Genomic DNA, 22,557 nt, shown 5'->3' on the forward strand with positions numbered 1-22,557 from the left:
CCATCAAAGATATTGCGCTCCATGCGGGGGTAAGCGTCTGTACCGTATCCCGCTATCTGAACAACAAGATCAATGTCCGGCCGGAGACCCGGGAGCGGCTGGAGCGGGCCATTCAGGAACTTGGCTATGTGCCCAATGTGGTGGCGCAGTCCCTCAAACGGAGCAGTACCGACAATATTGCGGTGATTTTGCCGCGGATCAATACCTCCTACTATTCCGACATGACCAGCGGTATCAGCTGGGAGCTTGCCAAGCACGGCTACCATCTCTTCATCTATGAGATGGAGAACCTGCACAAGCCGGAGCTGGAAGTCCTCCAGATGATGCGGGAGAACATGGTGGCAGGGGTCATCTCCATTGGGATGTCCGATGACATGATGTTCCGGGATTCCCTAGTGTATTTGGTGGAGTGGGGAATCCCTGTGGTGTATGTAAACCGCCTGATCCCGTACCAGGGGTACCCGCTGCTCTATCCCGATTTCATGCGGGTGGGGGAGCTGGCCGCCAACCATCTCATCAAGCGGGGTAAGCGCCGCCTGGCCCTTTTGCAAAAGCCATCCGGGGAAGACCTGGTGGTACACCATGCCGAGACCTTCCGGGCGGCTGTGCAGGCCCATGGCCTGGAGCCTCCTGCCATTCTGGAGACGGCCCCCGGCCTGGTCACCTCGCCGGAGTGTCTGGCCCGCCTGACCGGGGGAGAGATCGACGGGGTCTTTGTCCTCAACGAGCTGATGGCGGCCGGCCTCATCAAATGTCTCACCCAGCAGGGGATACGGATTCCGGAGGACATTGCAGTCCTGGGATTTGGTAATTCTCTCGTTGGAGAGATCACAGCGCCGGAGCTCTCCTGTGTGGACCTGCAAAACTATGAATTGGGCGTCCATGGCGCCCGGCTGATCCTCCGGCAGATCCAGGGGCTTCCCATCGAGCCGGTCACCATGCTGGAACCTTCTATCGTACAGCGCAAATCAACGTAGCAGCACAAAAGACGGACTAAAGTTCGTCTTTTGTTATAAGGGTTAAACGTATAACTAAATGTGAATAAAAGAGAAGAGGTAGATTTTATGTATGGAAACGGAGTACCGCAGCTTCAGCAGGTCCACGACATCTTTGATGTGGTCCACGGGAAAAAAGAGGCCGATCTGCTGATCAAGAATATACAGATCCTGGACGTCCACGGGGAGACGGTGTATGGCGGATCCCTCCTGATCTACCGCGGACGGATCGTGGCCCTCTCCCCCGATGAGGATCAGATCCAGGTCAAGGAGGTCTTTGACGGACAGGGGCTGTACGCCATCCCCGGTTTGATCGACGCCCACCTCCACTTTGAGTCCCAGCTGGCCCATCCCACCGCCCTGGGCGAGGCCATGGTGCCCAACGGGACCACGACCATTTTTGCCGAGTGCCTGGACCTCATCGGTTCGGCCGGGGAGGAAGGGCTGGAGGCCTTCCGGATGCTCTTCAAGGACTATGAAAAGCTGCCCTATCGGGTCTTTGCCTTTGCCCCCGGCAAAAAGGTCCCGGCTCACATTACAGAGGAAATTCTGAAAGAGAAGCCCGTCATCGGTCTGGGCGAGTTTGAACACTTCTCATACTCTAGCGGAAATGAGGAGGACTTCCAGAAGGCAGCCTGGCTGCGGGAGCGGGGCGGCTTCCAGAATTCCCACTGGGGCATCACCACGCTGAGCGATCTGGAGCTCAACTATCTGCCCGCCATCGGCTCCACCAACAACCACGACGTCTGGAATGGGGATGACATCGCCAAGAGCATCCGCTACGGCTACTCCACTCAGATCAAATTCGGCGTGGGCAGCAGCGAGGTCATCAAGACCCTCCTGCGCGCCATTGTGGACCGGAAGTTCCCCACCGACAACTTCTGTCTGTGCTCCGACAATATCTCCATCGACCGCCTGACCAAGATGGGACATATGGACTGGATCATCTCCCTGTGTGTGGAAATGGGCATCCCGCCCATCAAGGCCATCAAGATGGCCTCCTACAATACCGCAAAGTACTTCCGCATGGACGATCAGATCGGCTCTCTCACCCCCGGCCGCTGGGCGGACATCGTCCTGACCGACAGCCTCTCGGTCATCGAACCCAAGTACGTCTTTAAATCCGGCGAACTCATCGCCAAGGACCGCACCCTCCTCAAGCATACCGAGATCGGCTATGACGGCATGGTGACCAAGGGCGTGCCCGGCCTGGATGACCTTCGGCCCGAGCAGCTGGACCTGCGGCCCATCGAGGTTTCGGCAGATGGAACACAGGCCAAAGTGCTCCTCTTTGACGTCTATGGACGGGGACACGCCAAGTTCTATCAGGAGGTATGGGTACCCTACGTGGATGGGAAGGTGGTCCCCGAGCTGGACGGTCAGAAGCTGGCCCGGATCTCGGTGGTCAAGCGCTACCCCGCCGCCGGAGAGGAGCGGCACATCGTCAACGGCCTCTTCAAAGGGGTCTATGTGGAGCGGGGCGCAGTTTCTACATCCTTCCCGGCTCCCACGCCCTATATGGTGGTGGTGGGCCAGGAGAGCAGTGAGATGTATGCCTGCCTCAAGGCGGTGGACCAGTACTCCGGCGCCTGCATCGTGACGGAGGATCAGACAGCAAAGGCGGTATTCCCCATCGAAATCTATGGTATGATGGCCAATATGTCGGTGGAAGAGCTGCGTGCCGCCTCGGCCAAAATCGACGCCGCCCTGGAGGAGCTTGGCAACCACAATGAGGGAGAGCCGGTGACCAACAAGCTGCTGAGCCTGTTCATCTCCCTGCACCGCTTCCGCTTTATGGAGTAACGGGGCACGCGCGCCGGAACAACGCAGAAGAGGAGGAGAGTGCGTGAGCGACTATATCCGAATGGAGCATATTACCAAGCGCTTCCCGGGCGTCACCGCCAGCGCCGACGTGTCCATCGGCTTTGCACGGGGGGAGATCCATGCACTGCTGGGGGAAAACGGCGCCGGAAAATCCACCCTTATGAATATGCTCTACGGCCTTTTAAAGCCCGATGAGGGACAGATCACCATAGACGGCCAGCCGGTCCGAATCAACGGGCCTCAGGATGCCATTGCCCACGGCATCGGCATGGTCCACCAGCATTTTATGCTGATCCCCAAGTTTACCGTGCTGGAGAATGTGATCCTGGGCGGGAAGCTGGACCGGGAACCGCTGCTGGATACCCGCGCGGCCCGGAAGCGGATCCTGGATCTCTCCGCCAAGACCGGACTGAAGGTGGACCCGGATGCCCGCATCCACGATCTGAGCGTGGGAGACCAGCAGCGGGTGGAGATCATCAAGGTGCTCTACAAAGGGGTGGACGTCCTCATTATGGATGAGCCCACCGCCGTGCTGACGCCCCAGGAGACCGACGAGCTCTTCCAGGTGCTGCGCAACTGGATCAAGGAGGGGAACACCGTCATCTTCATCACCCACAAGATGCGGGAGGTGCTGGAGTTCTGCGACCGGGTCAGCGTCCTGCGGGACGGGCATTTCATCGAGACCGTTCCGGTGAGCCAGATCGACGAGGAGCGCCTGGCCCACATGATGGTGGGACGGGAGGTGGAACTGCGGCTCCAGAAGGCGCCTCCCAAAACCGGGGAGACCGTCCTGGAGGTCAAAGATCTGACCGTGCAGGCGGAGAGCGGCGTGCCCGCGGTATCTAACGTGAGCTTTACGGTGCGGGCGGGAGAGACCGTCGGGATCGCCGGCGTGGACGGAAACGGCCAGTTGGAGCTCATCGAGGCCATCATGGGGCTGACCCCCTCTGCCTCCGGGGAGATCTGTCTCAATGGAAAAGAGATCACCCACTGTACGCCCAAAGAGATTCTGGAGCGGGGAGTATCCAACATCCCCTTCTCTCGGCAGACCGAGGGACTGGTCCTGAATTTCTCAGTGCGGGACAACTTTATCTTGAAGGAGCGGTGGCACGCTCCCTACGCCAAGCACGGTCTGCTGCAAAATAAGGTCATTGACCAGACCGTCCGGCGCATGATTCAGGAGTATTCCATCAAGGCCAATGGGCCGGAGACCCGGGCGGGCAATATGTCGGGCGGAAACCAGCAGAAGATCGTCGCCAGCCGGGAGATGGAGCGTCCCCACGACCTGTTGGTAGCCTGCCATCCCACCCACGGACTGGACATCGGCGCCATTGAATTCATCCACCGGCGGATCCTGCGCGAGCGGGAGGAGGGGAAGGCAGTCCTGCTAGTCTCCACGGAGATGGATGAGCTGCTGGCCCTCTCAGACCGGATCCTGGTCCTCTTCAAGGGGCAGATCATGGGCGAGGCGCCCGCTACGCCGGAGGCGGTACAGCAGATCGGCCTGATGATGCTGGGAAAGAAAGTGCAGGCGGGCGCCTGCTGAGGAAGCGAGGATGGACGCAGGAGACTGTGATCCAAAACCATATTATGTTACGGAGAAAGGTGATTGTTATGAAAAAGAGACTGACAGCCATGACTCTTGCAGCTGCGATGACCCTTGCCCTGACCGCCTGCGGCGGCGGAAGCACTCCGTCCTCACAGACGCCGGAGACCGGGAACCCGGACGGCGTATCGGTGGCCATCCTGCTGCCGGGCACCATCAACGACGCCGGCTGGTCCGCAGCGGGCTACAACGGCCTGATGCAGGCCAAGGAGGATTTTGGACTGGCGGCCGCCGACTATTCTGAGTCGGTCCCCCTGGCCGAGCAGGAGAGCACCATCCGGGATTATGCCAGCCGTGGCTATAACCTGATCATTGGACACGGAAACGACTTCCAGGACGCCATCGAGAGCGTCTCGGGCGAGTTCCCCGACACCGCCTTTGCCATCACCAACTCCACTGTGGAGGGATTTGACAACGTGGTCGGCATCGACGTGAAAAATGAGGAGCAGGGCTATGTGGCAGGCTACACCCTGGGCCTGCTCACTCAGAGCGGTAAGGTGGGATTTGTGGGCTCCATCGAGGGCCTGGCCCAGACCCGCGTGGAAAACGGCTTTGTAGAGGGCCTCAAGGCGTCCAATCCCCAGGCGGAGGCCGTGGTCACCTATGTGGGCTCCATGGACGACTCCACCAAGGCCAAGGAGCAGGCCAACGCCCTCTTTGACGAGGGAGTGGACTGCATCTTCCAGTACGCCCAGGGCGCCGGCATCGGCGTGGTCCAGGCGGCCGAGGAGGCCGGGAAGCTGATCGTGGTCACCAGCCCCAGCCAGCAGGAGATGGCCGCCAATACGGCCGTCATGTACGTGCAGACCGATACCAAGGAGCAGATCGTCAGCGCGGTAAAGGCCTATACTGAGGGGAATTTCAACAGCGATCTGAAGATCGAGGGCACCTTTGCCTCCGGCCTCTTCAAAGTGGGCGGCTTCAACAGCGAGCTGATGAGCGAAGAGATCCAGCAGCAGGTCCAGTCGGTGGTGGACGATCTGACGTCCGGCGCCCTGAATCTGGAGATTTCCGCCAGCTAAACGGTACATTACTTGCCGGGGGCGGGATACCGTCCCCGGCACAGAACACCCGACACCGTACCGCAGGAGCCCTGCCGGAAAATACCTGCAAAGAGGGCGGGGCTCGGAGAGATAAATGGCCAGGAGGAACGCGACTATGAGTGAAAAAACAGCGGCGCCGCCCAAAGCGGATGCGTCTGCCAGCTACGACCGGCTGGACCAACTGGTCCGGCAGTTTGAAAAGGTATTCAACATCCTGATCCCAGTGGTGGCCATTGTGGTTTCCCTGCTGATCGGCAGCATCATTATCCTTGCGCAGGGGGCGTCGCCTCTGGAGGCCTACGCCGCGCTGGTGCAGGGCGCGTTCGGAGGGGCCTATAACCTGTCCAACAGCCTGGTCATGGCCACTCCGCTGATCCTGACCGGCCTGGGAATCGCCCTGGCGGCACGGTGCGGCATCATCAACCTGGGCGGAGAGGGACAGATCGTGATGGGCGGCATCTTCGCCACCTTTGTGGGGACGCTGCCCCAATTGCAGGGCCTGCCTGCCCCGGTGTATGTGCCCCTGTGTCTGCTGGCCGCCTTTCTGGGCGGAGCCCTCTGGGCTGCCGTCCCCGGGTACTTTTTCGCGCGGCATGGGGTCAATTTCATGATCACCACCATGCTGCTCAATGACATTGCAAACGGCATCATCACCGCGCTGGTACAGGGCCCCATGAAGGAGGCCGATAAATTTGCCCCTCAGTCGGCCCAGGTGGCGGTATCCGCTCGGCTTCCCATTCTCTTTTCCGGGACACGCCTTCACGCGGGCTTTTTGCTGGCGGTGATTTTGGCGGCATTGGCCTTCTTCGTGCTCTTCAAGACCCCCTTTGGGCATGATCTGCGGACGCTGGGTGAAAATCCCACGGCGGCCCGGCACGCGGGCATCCATGTCTTTGGCATGCAGATGGTCATTGTGATCCTGGCGGGAGGATTGGCCGGTATGGCCGGCTCGGCGGAGATCCTTGGGTCGCAGTACCGTCTGCGCTCGGGCTTTCTGTCTAACTACGGCTATGAGGCGCTGGCCGTGGCCATGCTGGGACAGAAGCATCCCTTCGGCGTGGTCATTGCTGGGATCCTCTTCGGCGCGCTGAAATCCGGACGGGGCAGCATGGCCCGGGCGGCCGATCTGCCCACCAGCTTCAGCATGGTGCTCAGCGGCGTCATTATCTTCTTTGTGGCGATCAGTCCCATTTTGATGAAACTGCCCCGCTATCTGGCGCTGCGGGAAATGAACCGCAAGAACCGCCAGAGCGGCAGCCTGTCCGGCACGGTCTAAGGAGGAGAGCGTATGGAATTTCTGGGTATTTTCAATCAGGATTTTTTCTATACGGCGATCCGGATGGCGGCTCCCATCATTCTGGCTGCTGCGGGCGAGGTCATGCTGGAGCGGGCCGGCATCTTCAATCTGGGTATTGAGGGCGGCATGCTCCTGGGAGCCTTCCTGGCGGTTTTGGGCTCCTATCTGTTCCAGAGTCCGTGGATGGGACTGCTTCTGGCCATCTTCGGCGGTGTGGTGCTGGGCGTGATCTTTGGATGGGCCACCATCAGCCTGCGCGCCAACCAGGCGGTGACCGGGACCGGAATCAATATTCTCTTTGCGGGTCTCACCTCTCTGCTGGCCCGGATGATCTGGGGTGTCCGGGATGTTCCCCTGACCGTGCCGGCCTTTCAGGAGGTGCCTATTCCGCTCTTGAGCGACATCCCCTTAATTGGTCCGGTCCTGTTCCGGCACAGCTTTCTGGTGTATGTCTCCTACCTGATGGTGTTTGTTTTGGCCTTTGTGCTCTATAAGACCACCTGGGGACTGAAGATCCGGGCCATCGGCGAGTATCCCAAGGCGGCCGACACCATGGGTATCCATGTCATCGGCTGGAAATATGGCATGTCGGTGCTGGGAAATGTCTGCGCGGCTGTGGCGGGTGTGATTCTGTCCATCTGCTTTACCAACTGCTTTGTGGATAACATTGCCTCCGGCCGGGGCTATATGGCGGTGGCCTGTGTGATCCTGGGCCAGTGGAATCCCTTTGGTGCGCTGGCCGGCGGACTTATCTTCGGCGCGGGCAACGCACTCCAGATGCGCCTTCAGATTTACAATGTCCCCATCCCCACCAGCCTGCTGCTGGTGATCCCGATGGTGCTGGCGCTCATCATGGTGCTGTTGGTCCGGGGCAAGGCCTCCGCCCGTCCGGCGGCTTTGTCCAAGCCCTATGAGAAATAAGAGCAGAACATATGAGACCCCCGGAAGATTTCTTCCGGGGGTCATATATGTTCAAAGAAGGAACTGCACGCCTTATGTGGTTTATTTTTTGTATCAGGGGGCATTGTTATGGAAAAACAAAATTCCCCGAAAAGTCTGTTATATAGGCTTTCCGGGGAAAACAAATATGGAAGAGAGGGATTCATACACAAAAACCGGTTGCAATGGTTATTCCGGCTTTTCCAGGATTACAAAAGACACGAGCGTCTCTTTGTGAAGATAGCGATCCAAGTTCGGGTCCACATCTACCGTCTGTGTGTTCATCTGTGAGATGACCCAACCGTCTTCTAACAATTTGTTGAGACGGACCAGATATTTATTGTCGTTGATATCATTTTGTTCCGTATAATCACGGCTATTGCTGATATAAACTACCTTTTGCATGTTTCCTCCCCTATACTGGTTCTGGTTCTAATTTGGAATATAGAAACAGTATAAATGCTGATATGTTCGAAGATGCACCAATGCCAAATCGAAGCCCAGCGAAGCGGGTTCGATTTGGGAAGGAGCCGCGACAAAATGAGTGAGAGGTGACTTTTATGGAAAAGTCGCCGCGAACGATATGACGTCCGCGGCGACGTGGTGGAGGCGGGGGGAGTCGAACCCCCTTATCAATAACGATATAACCATTGCTATATCTTGCTTATTTTTGGTCCGTGTGCAAAACTGTGTGTAAAAGTGTAGAATAGGCATCGTCGATTTTGTCGGCGTATTCGTCCTCTTTTGACTTCATCGTGTGGAGATACACGGTCTTTAGCATATGATCTGTGGCGTGCCCCATGCGCTTCTGGGTATAGGTGTTGGGCACGCCCAGAGACATAGCTACAGATGCTGCTGTATGACGCAGATCGTGGAAACGGCGGTGCGGCAACCCTAATTTATCCGACAACCTGGACAGACGGTTGTACATGGCGTGACCAGACAGGGGCACGATATACTCACCAGTTCTGGGTTGCTGCTCGATCACCTGCTTGATATGCTCCGGGAGCCGGATCAGCCGGTCACCAGAGTAAGTTTTTGTCCCTTTTCGCACCGGACCATCCGGACCGTCCACGACGGCCTGCTTGACGTGGAGATAATCTCCCTCGACGCAGTCCCAAGTCAGGCCCCGGATCTCCGATTCACGCAGACCAAGCCAGACGGCCAGCAGGAGCGGCAGCTCCATCTTTGTCCCAGCCGACGCCTGGAGCAAAGCCGCGATCTCCTCCATGTCCGGAATCTCGATCTCATGGCGTGTCTTTTGAGGCATAGTCGTACGCAGCACAAGGTCTGGGTAATACAGACCAAGCGCGGCACTGAGCAGGCCGTGAGCGTTGCGCACGCTTTTGGGAGACTTGTCCCTGGCCATCCGATTGACCGCCCGCTGGACGTGCTCCTGACGCAGCTGTGGGAGTCGTATCCCCATCAGCTCTTGTAAATCATTGCTGCGGATCTTTTTATAGCCGCGGATGGTAGCTGGAGACAGGACGCTATCCTTGCTCTCAATATAGCGGTCGATCGCCTCTCCCACAGTCATACTGTCGGGAGATTTTTGATGCTCCAGCAGGCCGGCCTTGATAGCCAGGGCTTTGGCATGGGCTACCTCAGGGTCTTCATCCACCACACTGATCCGCTCTCCCTTAACCATCACCTGGCATCGCCATGATCCGGACGGCAGCATCACCGGCGTGGGATTCGTCAGCGGTGCCGCCTTCTTTCTCCCCATGTGATCTCCTTTCTCCGGTGTCCAACTTGGATATATTTTAAAAAAGAGCCGGGGCTGTGGCCCCGGTCTCTTTTTTTAACAAGCAGCAATTACACGTTTCGATTTTCGCCGAAGAACACACGTCCGCTGCTTAAAATCTTACGATATCCGCATTGCATAGCGAAAGCCTTATCGGGGTGAACGCACGTTCTGGCGTTGCTGCACTCTAAATATCTGGAACAGCAATCCCATTCTTTCGGATAACGGTCCACCGTAGCACCTGAGATCTGGCAGAGAAACGACGTATAGAAATCGAGCGGGTGTTGATCGTCAATCATGAGACGGATGTACTTCGGCTCGGAGCTTACCTGCTTTTGGATGACACCCTCCGGAATCAGGTCAGAGAATAGAGTTGGAACGGAGATGCTGTGCTGCTTCCCGCGCAGTCGGAGCCGAAACACTGTGAAGTTGCAAAACAACACGGCGGTATATGATTTTGTGGCGCTCTGGATAAGCATGTCTGACGGGCCTCCATGGTCCTCGACAGCAGTACGCATGGCCGGCATAGTGCGCTCCAGCCAAGATGACTCCCGTGTTTTTGTCTCTGGTGTATCGGTCAGAGAAATCTGTCCTTCCAAAATTTAAACCTCCACAGCGTGAACCAGGCTGATAAAATCCTGCTCACAAATAATTTGGATATGAGCTTTTCCGGCTTGATTCAGCGCATAGGCCTTTTCCTCTTTAGAGCTCATTCCGTCTTCACCTACTAGAGTAAGGTCTTGAGTTCCTACAACGAGGTAGTCCGTTTTTCTAGATACTGATGATTTAACAATCCCGCCTACATCGACGGCCATTTGCATGGCAGCAGCCCGGTCGATAGATAGCTCTCCGGTAAACACTATGCTTTTTTGATAAAGGGGATGATCGCAGCAAAATGATTCAGAGCGTGGTGTGATATCTGATGCTTTTACTACGGGTATGCGGGTCCATGCTGGTGCTGATGCTTTTCTGCGGGAATAGGATTCTGATTTTGAGTCAGACAGCTCTGAAAACTGATGGATCTTAACATTCGACTGAGAAAAGCATAGCTGGCCAATGTTTTCAGCGCTGGATTCCTTCAAACAATTTTGGAGAATTTTTGCGCAAACAATAGCATCATCCAAAGCATTATGATGGCAACCCATATCAATTTGAAAATGATGAGCACAATTCTCCAACGACTTGCTTCCAGGTACAAACTGCTTGGCAATAGACATAGAGTCAACATAGTGAAAGTCATCTGCACGGAACCATTCCAGAGAATTTTTTAGGACCATCATATCAAAGCGAGCGTTATGGGCGACCACAAGATGTGGGCCAAAAAATTTTGAAATATCCAACCAAATTTGGTCTAAGGTAGGAGCATCTTTTACCATATCTGGGGTAATTCCATGGATTGGGATCGTATCCTTTTCAAATTCCATACCTGGAGGCTGAAGCAGACTATAAAAAGTGTCGATAATTTCCCCGCCTTTTACTGCGGCGATTCCAATTGAACAAGCACTATTGTATCGATGTGTGGCAGTCTCAAAATCGAGTGCCACAAAATCGTACAGATTCATAAAAACACTCCTGATATTTCTGTGTCCAACTTGGACACAGAATTTTTTGAAACGTGTATCTCAATGTGCAACAAATAGGGGAAGTCATACCAAGTATGACAAAATTATGGAAAGGGGCCCTATTTATGACCCAATTAGAGATCCTATTGCGTGCGCTGGCTGCTTTTCGCAAGCTGACGCCAGAACAGCAGACTACTTATCTTGAGATGCTACAATCCCTTGCAGCTGGGCAAGGACAAGATCCTGCTGCTCGGCCGTAAGCTTTTCGAACAATCTCACAAATTCCCTCTCACGCTCACCGGCCTCCGGGTCGGTGGGCGATTTTTCATCTCCGGTCGTAAGGTACTCTACGGAAGTGCCTAGTACTTCGGCAATTTTCGGCAACCTTCGTTCATAAGACTTGGTGATCTTATTTTTCCACTGGCTGACAATGGATGGTTTCACGCCAAGCGCGGAGGCGAAAGCCTGCTGCTCCGGGAATTTTTTGTCTGCAAGTTCAAAGATCCTTTCCAGAGTGTCCATAGCAGCCTCCAGTTTAAGCAATTTAAACAAATCGCAGTTTCTTAAATTGGTCACATCTCTATAATTTATGAAATTGCGATTATGTGGGGTTGACAGTTTAAGAAACTGCGATTATGATTTAACCGTAAGTTAACAAGCGGGCAGGCCACAAGTTGAAAGGAGGCGAGAGACCAATGACCATTTTCTTCGCGGTGACCACAGCGGTGTGCGCGTTTGGCTGGCTGAAAAATCGGCTGGCCCTGCTGAGCGTCCTCTACTACATTGCGTGGAAGGAACTCCCGATGCCGAATGACGAGCAAATGAAATATTGCGCCGGGAAAGCAGTGCGGAAGTTCTTCAGGGTGAAAGACCGAACTGGGCTTTGATCAGCTCTGTATTGAAAGCATTGTTAACCTAGTGTGAATGATACCACAAACACCGGGAAAGGGCAACCGGGAAGGAGGGAAACAAGTGAAGCTCAAAGAACTGCGGGAGGCGCGCGGCCTGACACTATCGCAGGTGGCCCAGGCTGCACACGTTACCAGAGCCGCCGTCTGCATGTGGGAAAGCGGGGCCCGTCAGCCCGGGCTTGATTCCCTGCTGGCCCTGGCTGACCTGTACGGCGTCTCCCTTGACGCCCTCTGCGGGCGCACCCCGCCTGGGCAGGACGCAAGCTGAAAGGAGGTGAGAGTGTAATGCTCACAGACAAAGATTATAAGCAGCAGACGGAGCTGACTAATAAAATCATACAGTTGCTGGAAAAGGAGAACTGCACGGTAAGGGAAGCCAAAGCCGTTCTGAATCGTGTTGCCAGAACGATTGATGGCACCTCGACCGTGCAGTTCGTAGAGGGACTGGACTACGAGTTCTGAGTCTCCGCTTCGTCGATCTTCAATGACGTATAGTAGTCAAGCTGATCTGCAACGATTGCGAGGATACACTGGCAGACGGAGCTGCTCATACCTCCGTTCGTGGCCCGTGGAACATGATGAAACGCACAATCGTTTCGACATTCGCCGTTAATGAACGGACAAAACATATCATTCACCCCCTTTCTCCGCCTAAATACTACCACGAAGGCGGATGGGGAGACAAGGGCGCACCCTGCCAGGACAGGACGCAAGTTGAGAGGAGGCGAGAAAATTGAAGCAGTACTGGAAATTGGATGAGGAGTACGGCGTCCCGTCGTCAATGGAGGAATGCGCCGAGCTCATCACCCGCAACGCCATGCGGCTGCGCCTGCGGAGCGGAGAGGACTACGTGCTGATCTGCCGTCAGTCCGGCCGGATCGACCAGCTTTCCACAGAGGAGCTGTGGCCGGCGGCTGTCTGATCTGCCTTAATCCTACACCAAAGAAGGAGTGAAAACCATGCCGGAGATCTGCCGGAACATTTACAAAAATGCACGGAAAGCGAAGGGATACACTCAGGAATCGGCTGCCGAGCGGCTGGGCATCAGCGTGGAGAGTATGCGGGCCTATGAGACGGGCCTGCGCATCCCAAACACTGACATCGTAAAGCTCATGGCTACGATCTATGACGCCCCCTATCTGCTCATGCTCCATCTGGAGGAGACCAACGATCTCTACCGTGCGGTCATCCCTTCGGTTCCACAGTATTCTTTACTGCGGGCGAGCTCCATGCTGGCGAGCCGGGTGTTTGCATTTGCTGACTCGCACGCGGACCGGAGGCTGATGCTCATCGCTGAGGACAACGTGGTATCCCCGGAGGAACGCCCGGAATTTGAGGAGATCCAGAATGATCTGGATGAGATTGTCCAGGCCGCACTCGCGGTCAAGATAGCAAAAGGCGGTGAAGCGTAATGCCACGGGTATATCTGACTAATGAGCAGAGAGAGAAGGCGGCCGATCAGCGCTATCTGGACCAGCTGGCCGACGGCCTGCGGATCTATCAGGCTGTCCACCGTCTCACCGCCGGAAAGCTGGCGGAATATCTGGAACTCAACCCCAGGACGCTGCGGAAGCTGCTCAATGGGGAGCCGGTCAACCTGGACACGGTGAAGCTCCGGCGGATCATGATGGCCTCCGGTCTTTCAAAGCAAGGGGAGGTGAGATCATGCGTCTGACACTGAACAAAGAGGCTGTGGCGGCCATCGTCACGGCGCTCCATGCCGCCGTCTGTGACGCGGAGGGAAACGTGGAGTTCTGGAGCCGTGATGACCTGGAGGTGGACCCGGAGGTCCAGAGGGCCTGCCTGGGCCACGCCGAGGAGCGACTGCGGGAGCGGATGGGTGCCCTGAGCGCCTTCCGTGAGGCTGTATCAAAAGGGAGGTGATACAGAATGCATGACGGAATCGTGTTTTTTGGCCTCTTGGCCGTGGCAATGGCCGCGGACAGTATTGGCCCGGCGCGCTGTGTGATTGTTTTTTTCGTAGTCCTTCTGCTGCGTATGTCCGGATCTGCGCTCAACTGGCTGGCCGCCACACGCAAAAAAAGAAAGACCCCGCTGCTGCCGAAGCAACAAGCGGAGTCTAACGTGAAAGCATTTTGATTATAGCATGTTCAATCCAAAAAGACAAGGGGGTGTTTTTGTGCCTGAGATAAAACCGGCCTACTGGGCTTTGATCCCGGCCAGCGTACGCTATGACCGGGATCTTCCAGCCAATGCAAAGCTGCTCTACGGGGAGATCACAGCCCTCTCCAACCGCAAGGGGTACTGCCACGCCCAGAACGCCTATTTCTGCGAGCTCTTCGGCTTGTCCGAGCGGAGCATTACCCGCCTGCTGTCCGATCTGGCCAAGGGCGGATATGTCCGGATCGACGTGATCCGGAGCGCAGAAAACGAGGTCATAGAGCGGCGGATCTACCCAGTCTACGATACGGCGGCTTTGCCTGACCCTCCCGACAAAAATGTCAGGACCCCTCCTGACAAAAATAACGGGACCCCTCCCGACAAAAATGTCGGGGAGAATAATACAAGAATAGAATATATACCCCCTATAGTCCCCCAAGAGGGGGACGGCGCGCCGGGGAAGCGAAAAGGGCGGACCTACAAACCGGAGCCGGACTGGAAACCAGAGCGATTCGCTAAGTTCTGGGAGTTCTACCCGAGAGGGGAGAACAAACAGGCGGCCATCCGGGCCTGGGACAAGCTACGGGCAGAGGACAGCCTGATCGACACCATGGCCGCCGCGCTGGTCCGCCAAAAGAAACGGGAGGACTGGCAGCAGGGGGTGGGCATCCCCTACGCATCCACCTGGCTCAACGGCCGCCGGTGGGAGGACGAGGAGCGCGGGCCGGACAACGCCCAGCCGGAGGCTCCGCAGCCGCGAAAGTACCACATGGCCGTGATCGACGGGGAGGAGGTGGTGGTCTATGATGACTAACGGCGTGGAGGCCGAGCAGGCCGTGATCGGCTCCATCCTGCTGGATGGCCGGTGCCTGCCGGTGGTGGAGGAGCTGCTCCGGGCGGAGGACTTCGCTCTGGAGTCGGACCGGCAGATCTACCGGGCGGCGGTCAAGCTGGCCCGGGAGGACAAGCCGGTGGATCTGGTGACCATCCTGGAGGAGGTCCGCAGCCAGCACGCGGACGTGAGCAGCGAGTACCTGATGCAGCTCCTGGAGATCACGCCCACCGCTGCCAACGTGGAGGTCTACGCCCGGCAGGTGCGGGAGCAGTCGGTGCGCCGGGCCATCCGGAGCCTGGGGGAGGAGCTCCAACGGCGGGCAGATGAGCACGACGAGACGGCTGCCCTTCTGGCCGACGCCGGGCGGCGCATCGAGGGCCTCCAGACCGAGGGGGTGACCGGGGACCTGCTGGCCCCCAACGACGCCCTCCTGGCCTTCTTTGCCCACCGGCAGCGGGTGGAGGAGGGCACGGCTAGCGGCTTCGTGCCCACCGGCTTCCGGGACATCGACATCCTGCTGGGGGGCGGGATGTTATCCAGCGGTATGTACATTCTGGCGGCCCGTCCCGGCATGGGCAAGACCACCGTGGCCCTCAACATCGCCGACCGGGTGGCCGAGCGGACCGGCCCGGTCCTCTTTGTCTCCCTGGAGATGGACGAGGAGCAGCTCATGGCCAAGCGCCTGAGCCGCCTCTCCGGCATCCCGGGCCACCGTCTCCTGATGGACAAGCTCACCGAGCCGGAGGGGCGGAGACTGGCCGAGGCCAGCTCCAAGCTCAGCCGACTGCCGGTGCATATCAGCCAGCGCCCCGCGGTGACGGTGGACGACATCGCCCTCCTGGCCCGGAAGGTCAAGGGGGTCAAGCTCCTGGTGGTGGACTACATCGGCAAGATCACCCCCGGACAGGGGGCCCAGCGCAAGAACCGCATCGAGTACATGACCGAGATCTCCGGCGCCCTCAAGACCCTGGCCCGGACCCTGCGCATCCCGGTGCTGGTCCTCTGCCAGCTCAACCGCCAGACCGAGGGGCAGAGCGACAAGGTCCCCCAGCTCGCCCACCTGCGGGACACGGGGGCCATCGAGCAGGACGCGGACGGGGTGATCTTCCTCTACCGGGAGGACTACTACGCCGAGAAGAAGCCCAGCGGCTTCGATCCCTCTCCCCTGGAGGTCATCGTGGCCAAGAACCGCCACGGCAGCACCGGGAAGTGCGAGATGGCGGCCTGTCTGGCCCTGAGCAAGATCAACCCGGTGAGCAACGACCCGAGACGGGCATGGAGGGCGGAATGTGCAGCAGGGAACTGACGCTTCTGGAGGCGGAGATCCTCCGCCACGAAGCCATGGCACTGGCCGACCCGGACCGCCGGGGCGAACACGAGGAGGTGGCGGCCGCCCTGCGCCAGGCGCTGGCCGCCCTGAGAGAGGAGAGAGATCATGCACCTCGGTGAGAAATACCGCTTCACCCCCCACGCCTTCACGGGCGAGGTGGGGAAGACCAAGGGCCCAATGCCCTGCATCCCCCGGATGGTGACCGGGCGGATCGTGTACATCAACGAGGCCCACCGGTACTTCACGGTGGAGGCCAGCGTGGACTGGGCCACTATCCGGGAGAGCTTCAAGTTCGACGAATATCGATGAAAGGACGATGCAGCGTGAAAGCATTTGCCATTGTGAACCGAAAGGGAGGGGTGGGCAAGACCACCACCGCCGTCAATCTGGCCTACGTGCTGGCCACTAGCTGCCGCCTGAGGGTGCTGCTTGTGGACTGCGACGGTCAGGCCAACGCCACCCAGATCCTGCTCCCCCGGGGGGAATATGCCGGGCTGGGGGCCCTGCTGCGGGGCTGGGCCTGCTGCTACGCCGATCTGGTGGAGCACACCGATGTAGATGGCCTGGACGTGCTTCCCGCATCTGAGGACTTATGGGCCCTGGACATCGAGGCCGCCGGCGGGGACCGGGGCCGCTGTTACCGGGCCATCCGGGATATGAGGGAGGCTCTGGAGGAGGACGACGCCTACGACGTGATGGTGATGGACTGCCCGCCCAACCTGGGGGCATCCTGCGTGTCCGCCATCCTGGCCAGCGACGGCATCATCGTCCCGGTGCTCAGTGATGCCTGCTCCGCCACCGGCGTGGGGGATCTGGTGGACCAGATCGCGAGCCTCCGATCACTCCGGCCAGACCTGCGCGTTTCCGGTGTGCTAGTCAACCAATGGCACCGGAGCCCTGTGGTGGAGGGATCTGTAGAGTACCTCCGCAAGGAGGGGCACATCCCCGTCTATGATACCGTCATCCGGCGCACAGACAAAGTGCCGGAGAGCTCCTGGGCCAGGATGGCTGTCCAGGCCTGGAGCCCCTTCTGCTCGGCAGCCAGGGACTACCGGGCGTTGGCGTCGGAGCTGGCGGAAAAGGAGGACATCCGGCATGGGGAAGCCTGATTTGGGGCGCCTGATCGCCCAGACCATGGCCCAACCCGCAGAGGAGCGGACCATCGAGGCCGTCACCGGGGACATCTTGGAGGCGCAGCGTAAGGGTGGGGAAGCGGTCCTCACCATTGGCCGGTGTCTCATCGAGGCAAAGGATATGCTGCGCCATGGTGAGTGGCTTCCGTGGCTAGCTGAGAAGGTAGGATATTCTGAGAAAACCGCACAGAATTTCATGCGTCTGGCCCGGGAGTTCTCAAATCCGCAAGCGATTGCGGATTTGGGTGCCACCAAGGCGTTGAAGCTGTTGGCCTTGCCTGCGGATGAGCGGGAGCAGTTCGTGGCCGACCACAACGTTATCGACATGACCACTCGCCAGCTGGAGGCTGCTATCAAGGAGCGGGACGAAGCCAGGGCCCACGCCCAACAGGCTGAGCAGGAGCGGAGCGAGGCCCAGCAGTCCGCCCAAAAACTCCAGGAGACGCTGCACGACGTACTGGAGGACCGGTCGGACGCCTATCAGCGCCTGGAGAAGCTCACCGAAGAGTTGGACGAGCTGAAAGCCCGGCCGGTGGAGGTGGCCGTGGAGACGGTGGTGGACCAGGAGGCCATCAACAAGGCCAAAGACGAGGTGCGCGGCGAGATGCAGGCCAAACTGGATAAGGCCAAGGAGGCCGCCGCAAGAGCCAAGTACCGGCAGCAGGAGGCCGAGGCCAAGTTGGACAAGGTCCAGACCCAGCTCCAGGACGCGGAGCGAGCCCGGAAAAACGCCGCGATGGCCGCCGATGAGGACATGGCTGCCTTCAAGGTCCTCTTCCAGCAGGCCCAGGAGAATGCCAACAAAATGCGGGGCATCCTGCTGAAGCTGCGGGCCCGGGAGGACCATGCCTCCGCTCAGGGTGCGGAAAAGGCCCTGAAAGCCCTGGCGGAAGCCATTGGGAGGTGTGTGGAATGAGTGCCATTGAGAAGCTGAAGGCCCAGCAGGCAAAAGTGAAAGAGGGCTCGCCCCAGTGGATGGTTGCGGAGCAGCTGATGGACCTGTGCCGGGCGGAGCCAGCGTGCGCCGAGCTCCTGGACCAGGACCTGGAGGTAGAGGCCATGTCCATCGTGGAGGCGGAGAAGAAGATCAAGGCCTTCGCGGACCAACACAAGAGCGGTGGATTCGCCTGCGTGAATCCGGTGGACTCGGACCGCATCCTCCGGGAGTTTTACGGCCTGCCCCGGCGTGGTGAGGCTACCGCGCCCGGCCCTCTGGCCCTGGATCTGGCCGACTTCCTAGGGTGATCGCCATGGAGGATGTGCGTGAGCTGGTGCCGCGGAAACTGCCGGAGGGTTTTCTCACCTGGGCGGCCGCGGCGCTGGAGGGAGAGCTGGACACCCACGGCTTTCTCTACGAAGTGGAGTGGGTGGAGGACTACGGACTGGACTTCTTGCTGGACGAGTGGGCAAGAGCCAAAAAGCGGAAGATGGTGCGGGTGCAGTGTTCCTGCTGCGGCTATGAGGACCGATACCACTACGGCAAGGGCCAGCGGGGATACGGATTTGTCCTGCCGGAGAGCTACACCGAGGTAGAGGGCGGAACGGTCTACGAGGACGGAGACAGCATCCTGTGCCCAAGCTGCGGCTGCCCTGTGCAAATCCGCCGGAGGGCGGGCCTGAAGGGAAGAGGCTATTTCGTGCCCGCTGAGAGCCGCGCCATGAGCGCCGCTGTGGTGGGAAATGAGCGGCTCCTAGTCCTGACGGGCTGGGTACTCCAACGCCGGGTGTTCTACGGCGGAGGGGAGCGCCTGGAGGCCATCCCGGCGGAGGCCTATGTGTTCTCCGCCCGGGACTGCGCCCAGCTCATGGGCTGGGCCAATGCATACAGCGGCACGGCTGGGTACTTCATCCAGTACACCCGCGCCTGGCGGCAGCCAAGGAACTGGACCGACCGCTGGGGGAATGAGGAACACATCTTCGGCCTCACCGAGGAACTTCTGGAAGAGAGCAGCCTGCCACACTGTAAGCTGGACGTGTACATGGAGCACCGGCCGGGGGCATATCACTTCCCGGTGGAATGGCTCCGGCTCTGCCAGGCCCATCCAAACGCGGAGGCGGCGCTGATCCACGGCCTGCCCCGGGTGCTGGACGATCTCATCTACACCAAGTGCCGCCTGGAGCAGAATAAACAGGGGGATATCGAAGTCCACGAGCTGGACTGGAGCCAGACCAAACCTGCCCGGATGCTTCATCTCAACCGGGAGGAGCTACGCCTGGCCCGGGAACAGGACTGGGGGAGGCTCTTCTGGGACCTATTCCGGTACAGCAAGGCGGCCGGGGAGCTCTTGACCGGGGAAGACATGGTGAACGCCTTCCGACTGGGAGATGAGCATGTGGGCCAGCTGGTGGGGCGCGGGCCGGTGGCCAAAAGCATCCGGTATCTGCTCGGGCAGTGCGAGCTGGCGGAGACCGGATATGTCCCGGAGCCGGAGGACGAGGACCCGCCAGCGTATGCCGCCGTTCCGGACGTGCAGATCCTCACTGACTACTGGGACATGGCCCAGCGGCTGGGGTGGGACCTCACCAATGAGCGGGTGCGCTTCCCGCACGACCTGTTTGCCGCCCACGACGAGGCCGCTGCCCAGGCGGCCCAGCGGGAGGAGAAGGGCCTGGCGGCGAAATTCCGGGTGCGCCGGATGGTGTTGCGCAAGTATGTCTTTGCCGCGGACGGCTTGCTGATTCGCCCGGCGGGGAGCCAGAAGGAGCTTACAGACGAGGGGAACGCTCTCCACCATTGCGTCGGCACTTATGGAAAGAAGCATGCCAACGGGGAAACTGCCATCTTCTTTATTCGGAAAAAGACCGCACCACGGGAGTCCTACTTCACCCTGGAACTGGACGAACAGGGGTTGACCGTGCGGCAGAACCGAGGGATGCGCAATGGCCCGCGCACGCCGGAGGTGCTGGCCTTCGAGGAACTGTGGCTGAGCTGGGTACGAGCGGGAGCTCCACGGGACAAGACTGGGCGGCCGGTAGTGGAAGTTGTCACCTCATGGACTGCATAAGAAATGGAGGTATAGCCGTGGAGAAGGAGAAGATCGACCGCCTGGCGCTGATCGGGCAGCTCAGGCCGTTCGCTGGAAAACAGAGCAGCCATATCTCCATTCGTCCGACCCTGGTGCGCTCTGCTGTCCAGGCACTGGAGGAGGCGGAGCGGGAGGTGCGCTGCCTCCGCTGGGCCATCCGCCGACTAGAACAGAAGCGGGAGCCCAGGCCGGAAAGGGAACCGCCGCCGGCGTGGGCGGGACAGATGCTCCGCCGGTTTGAGAGGCTGGAATAAGAACGGCTCCGGCCTTCTGCCGGGCGGGGTGCGCGCTCCGCCCGGACCTCTCTTTGACCTCCGGGCGCCGCCCTTCCGGCGGCGTCCGGCAGAGGGCCGGAGCAATGTGTCCAAGTTGGACACGGAGGGAGGTTTATATGAGATATCAGTATCTGGAAAGCGGCGAGTATGAGACGGACGTGGTTGCGGCATTTTGCTCGTTTTGCGGGGAAGGGGACGACTCCTGTGAAGAGTGCTCACCGACTGGCTGCCCGGCCGCCCGGTTTGGGATAAGGGCGTATGCGAATGCGAACACAGCGGAGGCCGCGATGCGCATGGGGCTGCGCCTCATCCCGGACAGTGAGGAAGAAGCTGCGCAGATCCGGGAGTTGTCCGCAAGACTGGAGGCAGAGCTGGGGTATGAGTAAAAAGAATATGCGCCGCATCCGCTTTTCGGATAGAGACCCTGGTTTGTATGGACTTACATATCCAGATCCGGAAGGAAAAGGCGGGATCCATAAGTTGGGGTGGATTGCCTACGCCTACCCTCCACCCCACATCGACCGAGAAGCGTGGGAAAAGCCGTGTAAAATTTGCAACGGGAAAACCACGTTATACCAGCATACAAATAGCACAAAACTGTTTATGAACACTTTTGGACAGGCAGCAACTTTAGTAACTGAGTGCAACGCTTGCCCTCCGTATGCGAAATGTTGCATGAAGGATGTTTCTGCGAACTCAGCCTTTCGAATCAAATTCTGCCCAGAGTGCGGCCGCCCTCTCACAGAGGGAGCATGGTCTGAACTAGAGAAGAGAGCGAGGGGAATCAAGAAAGATGGGACTTAACCTTTGCGATAGATGCGTTGCAGATTGCAGACACCACCGAGAACCAAATGAAATTGTGGTCAAATGCGGGGCATTTAAGGCTCCCGAGACAAACGCAGATCGTATCCGGTCCATGAACGATGAGAAATTGGCAGATTTTATAAACCGATGTATGTCTGAAGATAGTGCCCCTCATATTTGCAGAAACCTGCCAGAGTGTGATGAAGATGTGGAAAAAGACACGCTCATACCGCTGGAACGATGCAAACAGTGTTTGTTGCACTGGCTCAGTCAGCCGGCGGCCGAGTTTTGGGTGAACCAAGGGGATGCCGATGAGTAAACGGATCAAGACCATCACCGCCGGGCGGCTGGTGTCTGCTGTGTGTTACACGGTGGCCGGCCCCCGGGACGGGGAGCAGGAACGCTCCTGCAAGCGGGAGATGAGCAGCGCCGGACAGGATAGCATCAACCTCCGGAGATCCTGGCAAAAGCTTGAGATGACACTGGCCGCCAATTTTGGAGGGCAGGATCTCCACGTGGTCCATACATACGACGATGCACACATCCCCATCCACAAAGACGCGGCCCTGAAGCAGTACCGGAAGATGCTCAAACTGCTCCGGGGTGCGCGGAAGATGGCAGGGCAAAAGACCCGGTACATCTATGTGACCGAGCAGCTCTCCTCCGAGGGCGGGCGCCTCCACCACCACATGGTCCTCAACGGGACCGGCCGGGATGTGGAGGTGCTCCGCTCCCTCTGGCCCTATGGGCAGGTGGAGGTGGAACGGCTGGATGTGTGGGAGGGCTACGAAGCCCTGGCCCGCTACCTCACCAAGGAACCCCGGGAGGTGGGCAAGTGCCGGGTGGGGGAGCGGACCTGGACGCCGTCCATTGGACTGCTCAAACCAAAGACCGAGACCGAGACGGTCAAGGACAACGTCACCATCACGCTGCCGCCCGGGGCGTTCGTCCTGTCCCGGAAGGCGGACAACAACGGGTGGGGCGAATATCTGTATTTGAAGTACCTGCTGCCGGAAAAGAAGGGAGACAAGAAAGGAAGACGGCCACCGGCCAAACGGAAACCTGCATAGCTCGCGCGTCTTGTTTCTGTCTGGAAACAGGGTGTAACTTCT

General features: G+C 58.7%; 30 protein-coding genes and 1 pseudogene. 26 read left to right on the top strand and 5 right to left on the bottom strand.

From position 1 onward, the window contains the following. Positions 1–11: 11 nt before the first annotated feature. From INF37_RS15965 to INF37_RS01840, 7 genes and pseudogenes are all read left to right on the top strand, one after another. Positions 12–125, top strand: a pseudogene (locus INF37_RS15965) (LacI family DNA-binding transcriptional regulator); the annotation flags it as partial. 3 nt (positions 126–128) lie between these two features. Beyond that, entirely contained in the window at positions 129–977 is an 849-nt protein-coding gene (locus INF37_RS01815; protein ID WP_180956799.1) for a LacI family DNA-binding transcriptional regulator, read from the top strand. A gap of 87 nt (positions 978–1,064) precedes the next feature. Further along, entirely contained in the window at positions 1,065–2,798 is a 1,734-nt protein-coding gene (locus INF37_RS01820; protein ID WP_193536013.1) for an adenine deaminase C-terminal domain-containing protein, read from the top strand. A gap of 43 nt (positions 2,799–2,841) precedes the next feature. Continuing rightward, positions 2,842–4,365, top strand: coding sequence for an ABC transporter ATP-binding protein (locus INF37_RS01825; protein ID WP_328821003.1), 1,524 nt, complete (start codon positions 2,842–2,844; stop codon positions 4,363–4,365). A 68-nt stretch (positions 4,366–4,433) separates the two neighbouring features. Next, a complete protein-coding gene (locus INF37_RS01830) occupies positions 4,434–5,447 on the top strand; it encodes a BMP family protein (protein ID WP_193536015.1) in 1,014 nt (337 codons plus the stop codon). A 136-nt stretch (positions 5,448–5,583) separates the two neighbouring features. Next, positions 5,584–6,744: an ABC transporter permease gene (locus tag INF37_RS01835; protein ID WP_193536018.1), complete on the top strand. Its 1,161-nt coding sequence runs from the start codon at positions 5,584–5,586 to the stop codon at positions 6,742–6,744. 12 nt (positions 6,745–6,756) lie between these two features. After that, positions 6,757–7,686: an ABC transporter permease gene (locus tag INF37_RS01840; protein ID WP_193536020.1), complete on the top strand. Its 930-nt coding sequence runs from the start codon at positions 6,757–6,759 to the stop codon at positions 7,684–7,686. A gap of 207 nt (positions 7,687–7,893) precedes the next feature. Here INF37_RS01840 and INF37_RS01845 read toward each other — a convergent pair whose 3' ends face one another. The 5 genes from INF37_RS01845 to INF37_RS01865 form a co-directional block, all read right to left on the bottom strand. Beyond that, the gene (locus INF37_RS01845; protein ID WP_101692240.1) at positions 7,894–8,109 is read right to left on the bottom strand and encodes a hypothetical protein; all 216 of its coding nucleotides are present in this window, start codon (positions 8,107–8,109) and stop codon (positions 7,894–7,896) included. A 259-nt stretch (positions 8,110–8,368) separates the two neighbouring features. Then, positions 8,369–9,430 (bottom strand): tyrosine-type recombinase/integrase, encoded by a 1,062-nt coding sequence (locus tag INF37_RS01850; RefSeq protein WP_193536022.1) that lies wholly within the window; start codon positions 9,428–9,430, stop codon positions 8,369–8,371. Between the two features lie 89 nt (positions 9,431–9,519). Further along, the gene (locus INF37_RS01855) at positions 9,520–10,047 is read right to left on the bottom strand and encodes a hypothetical protein (RefSeq protein WP_193536024.1); all 528 of its coding nucleotides are present in this window, start codon (positions 10,045–10,047) and stop codon (positions 9,520–9,522) included. A gap of 3 nt (positions 10,048–10,050) precedes the next feature. Further along, on the bottom strand, positions 10,051–11,010 hold the full coding sequence (locus INF37_RS01860) for an exonuclease domain-containing protein (protein ID WP_193536026.1): 960 nt from the start codon (positions 11,008–11,010) through the stop codon (positions 10,051–10,053). A gap of 192 nt (positions 11,011–11,202) precedes the next feature. Further along, positions 11,203–11,532, bottom strand: coding sequence for a helix-turn-helix domain-containing protein (locus tag INF37_RS01865; protein ID WP_193536028.1), 330 nt, complete (start codon positions 11,530–11,532; stop codon positions 11,203–11,205). A 173-nt stretch (positions 11,533–11,705) separates the two neighbouring features. Here INF37_RS01865 and INF37_RS01870 point away from each other — a divergent pair, with 173 nt between their 5' ends. The 19 genes from INF37_RS01870 to INF37_RS01960 all read left to right on the top strand — a co-directional run bounded on the left by INF37_RS01870 (position 11,706) and on the right by INF37_RS01960 (position 22,515). After that, positions 11,706–11,897: a hypothetical protein gene (locus tag INF37_RS01870; RefSeq protein WP_193536030.1), complete on the top strand. Its 192-nt coding sequence runs from the start codon at positions 11,706–11,708 to the stop codon at positions 11,895–11,897. Positions 11,898–11,982: 85 nt separating this feature from the next. Then, a complete protein-coding gene (locus tag INF37_RS01875; RefSeq protein WP_193536032.1) occupies positions 11,983–12,189 on the top strand; it encodes a helix-turn-helix transcriptional regulator in 207 nt (68 codons plus the stop codon). Positions 12,190–12,206: 17 nt separating this feature from the next. After that, positions 12,207–12,383, top strand: coding sequence for a hypothetical protein (locus INF37_RS01880; RefSeq protein WP_193536034.1), 177 nt, complete (start codon positions 12,207–12,209; stop codon positions 12,381–12,383). Positions 12,384–12,654: 271 nt separating this feature from the next. Beyond that, positions 12,655–12,843, top strand: a complete 189-nt coding sequence (locus INF37_RS01885; RefSeq protein WP_193536036.1) for a hypothetical protein — start codon at positions 12,655–12,657, stop codon at positions 12,841–12,843. 37 nt (positions 12,844–12,880) lie between these two features. Continuing rightward, positions 12,881–13,333: a helix-turn-helix transcriptional regulator gene (locus INF37_RS01890; protein ID WP_193536038.1), complete on the top strand. Its 453-nt coding sequence runs from the start codon at positions 12,881–12,883 to the stop codon at positions 13,331–13,333. After that, positions 13,333–13,596: a hypothetical protein gene (locus INF37_RS01895; RefSeq protein ID WP_193536040.1), complete on the top strand. Its 264-nt coding sequence runs from the start codon at positions 13,333–13,335 to the stop codon at positions 13,594–13,596. The genes INF37_RS01890 and INF37_RS01895 overlap by 1 nt, the downstream gene beginning before the upstream one ends. After that, entirely contained in the window at positions 13,587–13,805 is a 219-nt protein-coding gene (locus tag INF37_RS01900; RefSeq protein ID WP_193536042.1) for a hypothetical protein, read from the top strand. The genes INF37_RS01895 and INF37_RS01900 overlap by 10 nt, the downstream gene beginning before the upstream one ends. 6 nt (positions 13,806–13,811) lie before the next feature. Next, positions 13,812–14,021: a hypothetical protein gene (locus tag INF37_RS01905; protein WP_193536044.1), complete on the top strand. Its 210-nt coding sequence runs from the start codon at positions 13,812–13,814 to the stop codon at positions 14,019–14,021. A 40-nt stretch (positions 14,022–14,061) separates the two neighbouring features. Next, positions 14,062–14,856, top strand: a complete 795-nt coding sequence (locus tag INF37_RS01910; RefSeq protein ID WP_193536046.1) for a helix-turn-helix domain-containing protein — start codon at positions 14,062–14,064, stop codon at positions 14,854–14,856. After that, positions 14,846–16,183 (top strand): replicative DNA helicase, encoded by a 1,338-nt coding sequence (locus tag INF37_RS01915; RefSeq protein WP_193536047.1) that lies wholly within the window; start codon positions 14,846–14,848, stop codon positions 16,181–16,183. Before INF37_RS01910 ends, INF37_RS01915 begins: the two co-directional genes overlap by 11 nt. Next, positions 16,165–16,326: a hypothetical protein gene (locus tag INF37_RS01920; RefSeq protein WP_193536049.1), complete on the top strand. Its 162-nt coding sequence runs from the start codon at positions 16,165–16,167 to the stop codon at positions 16,324–16,326. The genes INF37_RS01915 and INF37_RS01920 overlap by 19 nt, the downstream gene beginning before the upstream one ends. Continuing rightward, entirely contained in the window at positions 16,313–16,516 is a 204-nt protein-coding gene (locus INF37_RS01925) for a hypothetical protein (RefSeq protein WP_193536051.1), read from the top strand. The genes INF37_RS01920 and INF37_RS01925 overlap by 14 nt, the downstream gene beginning before the upstream one ends. Positions 16,517–16,530: 14 nt before the next feature. Next, positions 16,531–17,316: a ParA family protein gene (locus INF37_RS01930; RefSeq protein WP_193536053.1), complete on the top strand. Its 786-nt coding sequence runs from the start codon at positions 16,531–16,533 to the stop codon at positions 17,314–17,316. Beyond that, on the top strand, positions 17,303–18,256 hold the full coding sequence (locus INF37_RS01935; protein WP_193536055.1) for a DUF3102 domain-containing protein: 954 nt from the start codon (positions 17,303–17,305) through the stop codon (positions 18,254–18,256). The genes INF37_RS01930 and INF37_RS01935 overlap by 14 nt, the downstream gene beginning before the upstream one ends. Continuing rightward, positions 18,253–18,585 (top strand): hypothetical protein, encoded by a 333-nt coding sequence (locus tag INF37_RS01940; protein WP_193536057.1) that lies wholly within the window; start codon positions 18,253–18,255, stop codon positions 18,583–18,585. Before INF37_RS01935 ends, INF37_RS01940 begins: the two co-directional genes overlap by 4 nt. A gap of 5 nt (positions 18,586–18,590) precedes the next feature. Further along, positions 18,591–20,345: a PcfJ domain-containing protein gene (locus INF37_RS01945; protein ID WP_193536059.1), complete on the top strand. Its 1,755-nt coding sequence runs from the start codon at positions 18,591–18,593 to the stop codon at positions 20,343–20,345. 17 nt (positions 20,346–20,362) lie between these two features. Continuing rightward, positions 20,363–20,620 (top strand): hypothetical protein, encoded by a 258-nt coding sequence (locus tag INF37_RS01950; RefSeq protein ID WP_193536061.1) that lies wholly within the window; start codon positions 20,363–20,365, stop codon positions 20,618–20,620. 137 nt (positions 20,621–20,757) lie between these two features. Continuing rightward, the gene (locus INF37_RS01955) at positions 20,758–21,027 is read left to right on the top strand and encodes a hypothetical protein (RefSeq protein ID WP_193536063.1); all 270 of its coding nucleotides are present in this window, start codon (positions 20,758–20,760) and stop codon (positions 21,025–21,027) included. 729 nt (positions 21,028–21,756) lie between these two features. Continuing rightward, positions 21,757–22,515, top strand: a complete 759-nt coding sequence (locus INF37_RS01960; RefSeq protein WP_193536065.1) for a rolling circle replication-associated protein — start codon at positions 21,757–21,759, stop codon at positions 22,513–22,515. Positions 22,516–22,557 lie beyond the last annotated feature (42 nt).

This window comes from Pseudoflavonifractor gallinarum, assembly GCF_014982855.1.
GTDB lineage: Bacteria > Bacillota > Clostridia > Oscillospirales > Oscillospiraceae > Pseudoflavonifractor_A > Pseudoflavonifractor_A gallinarum.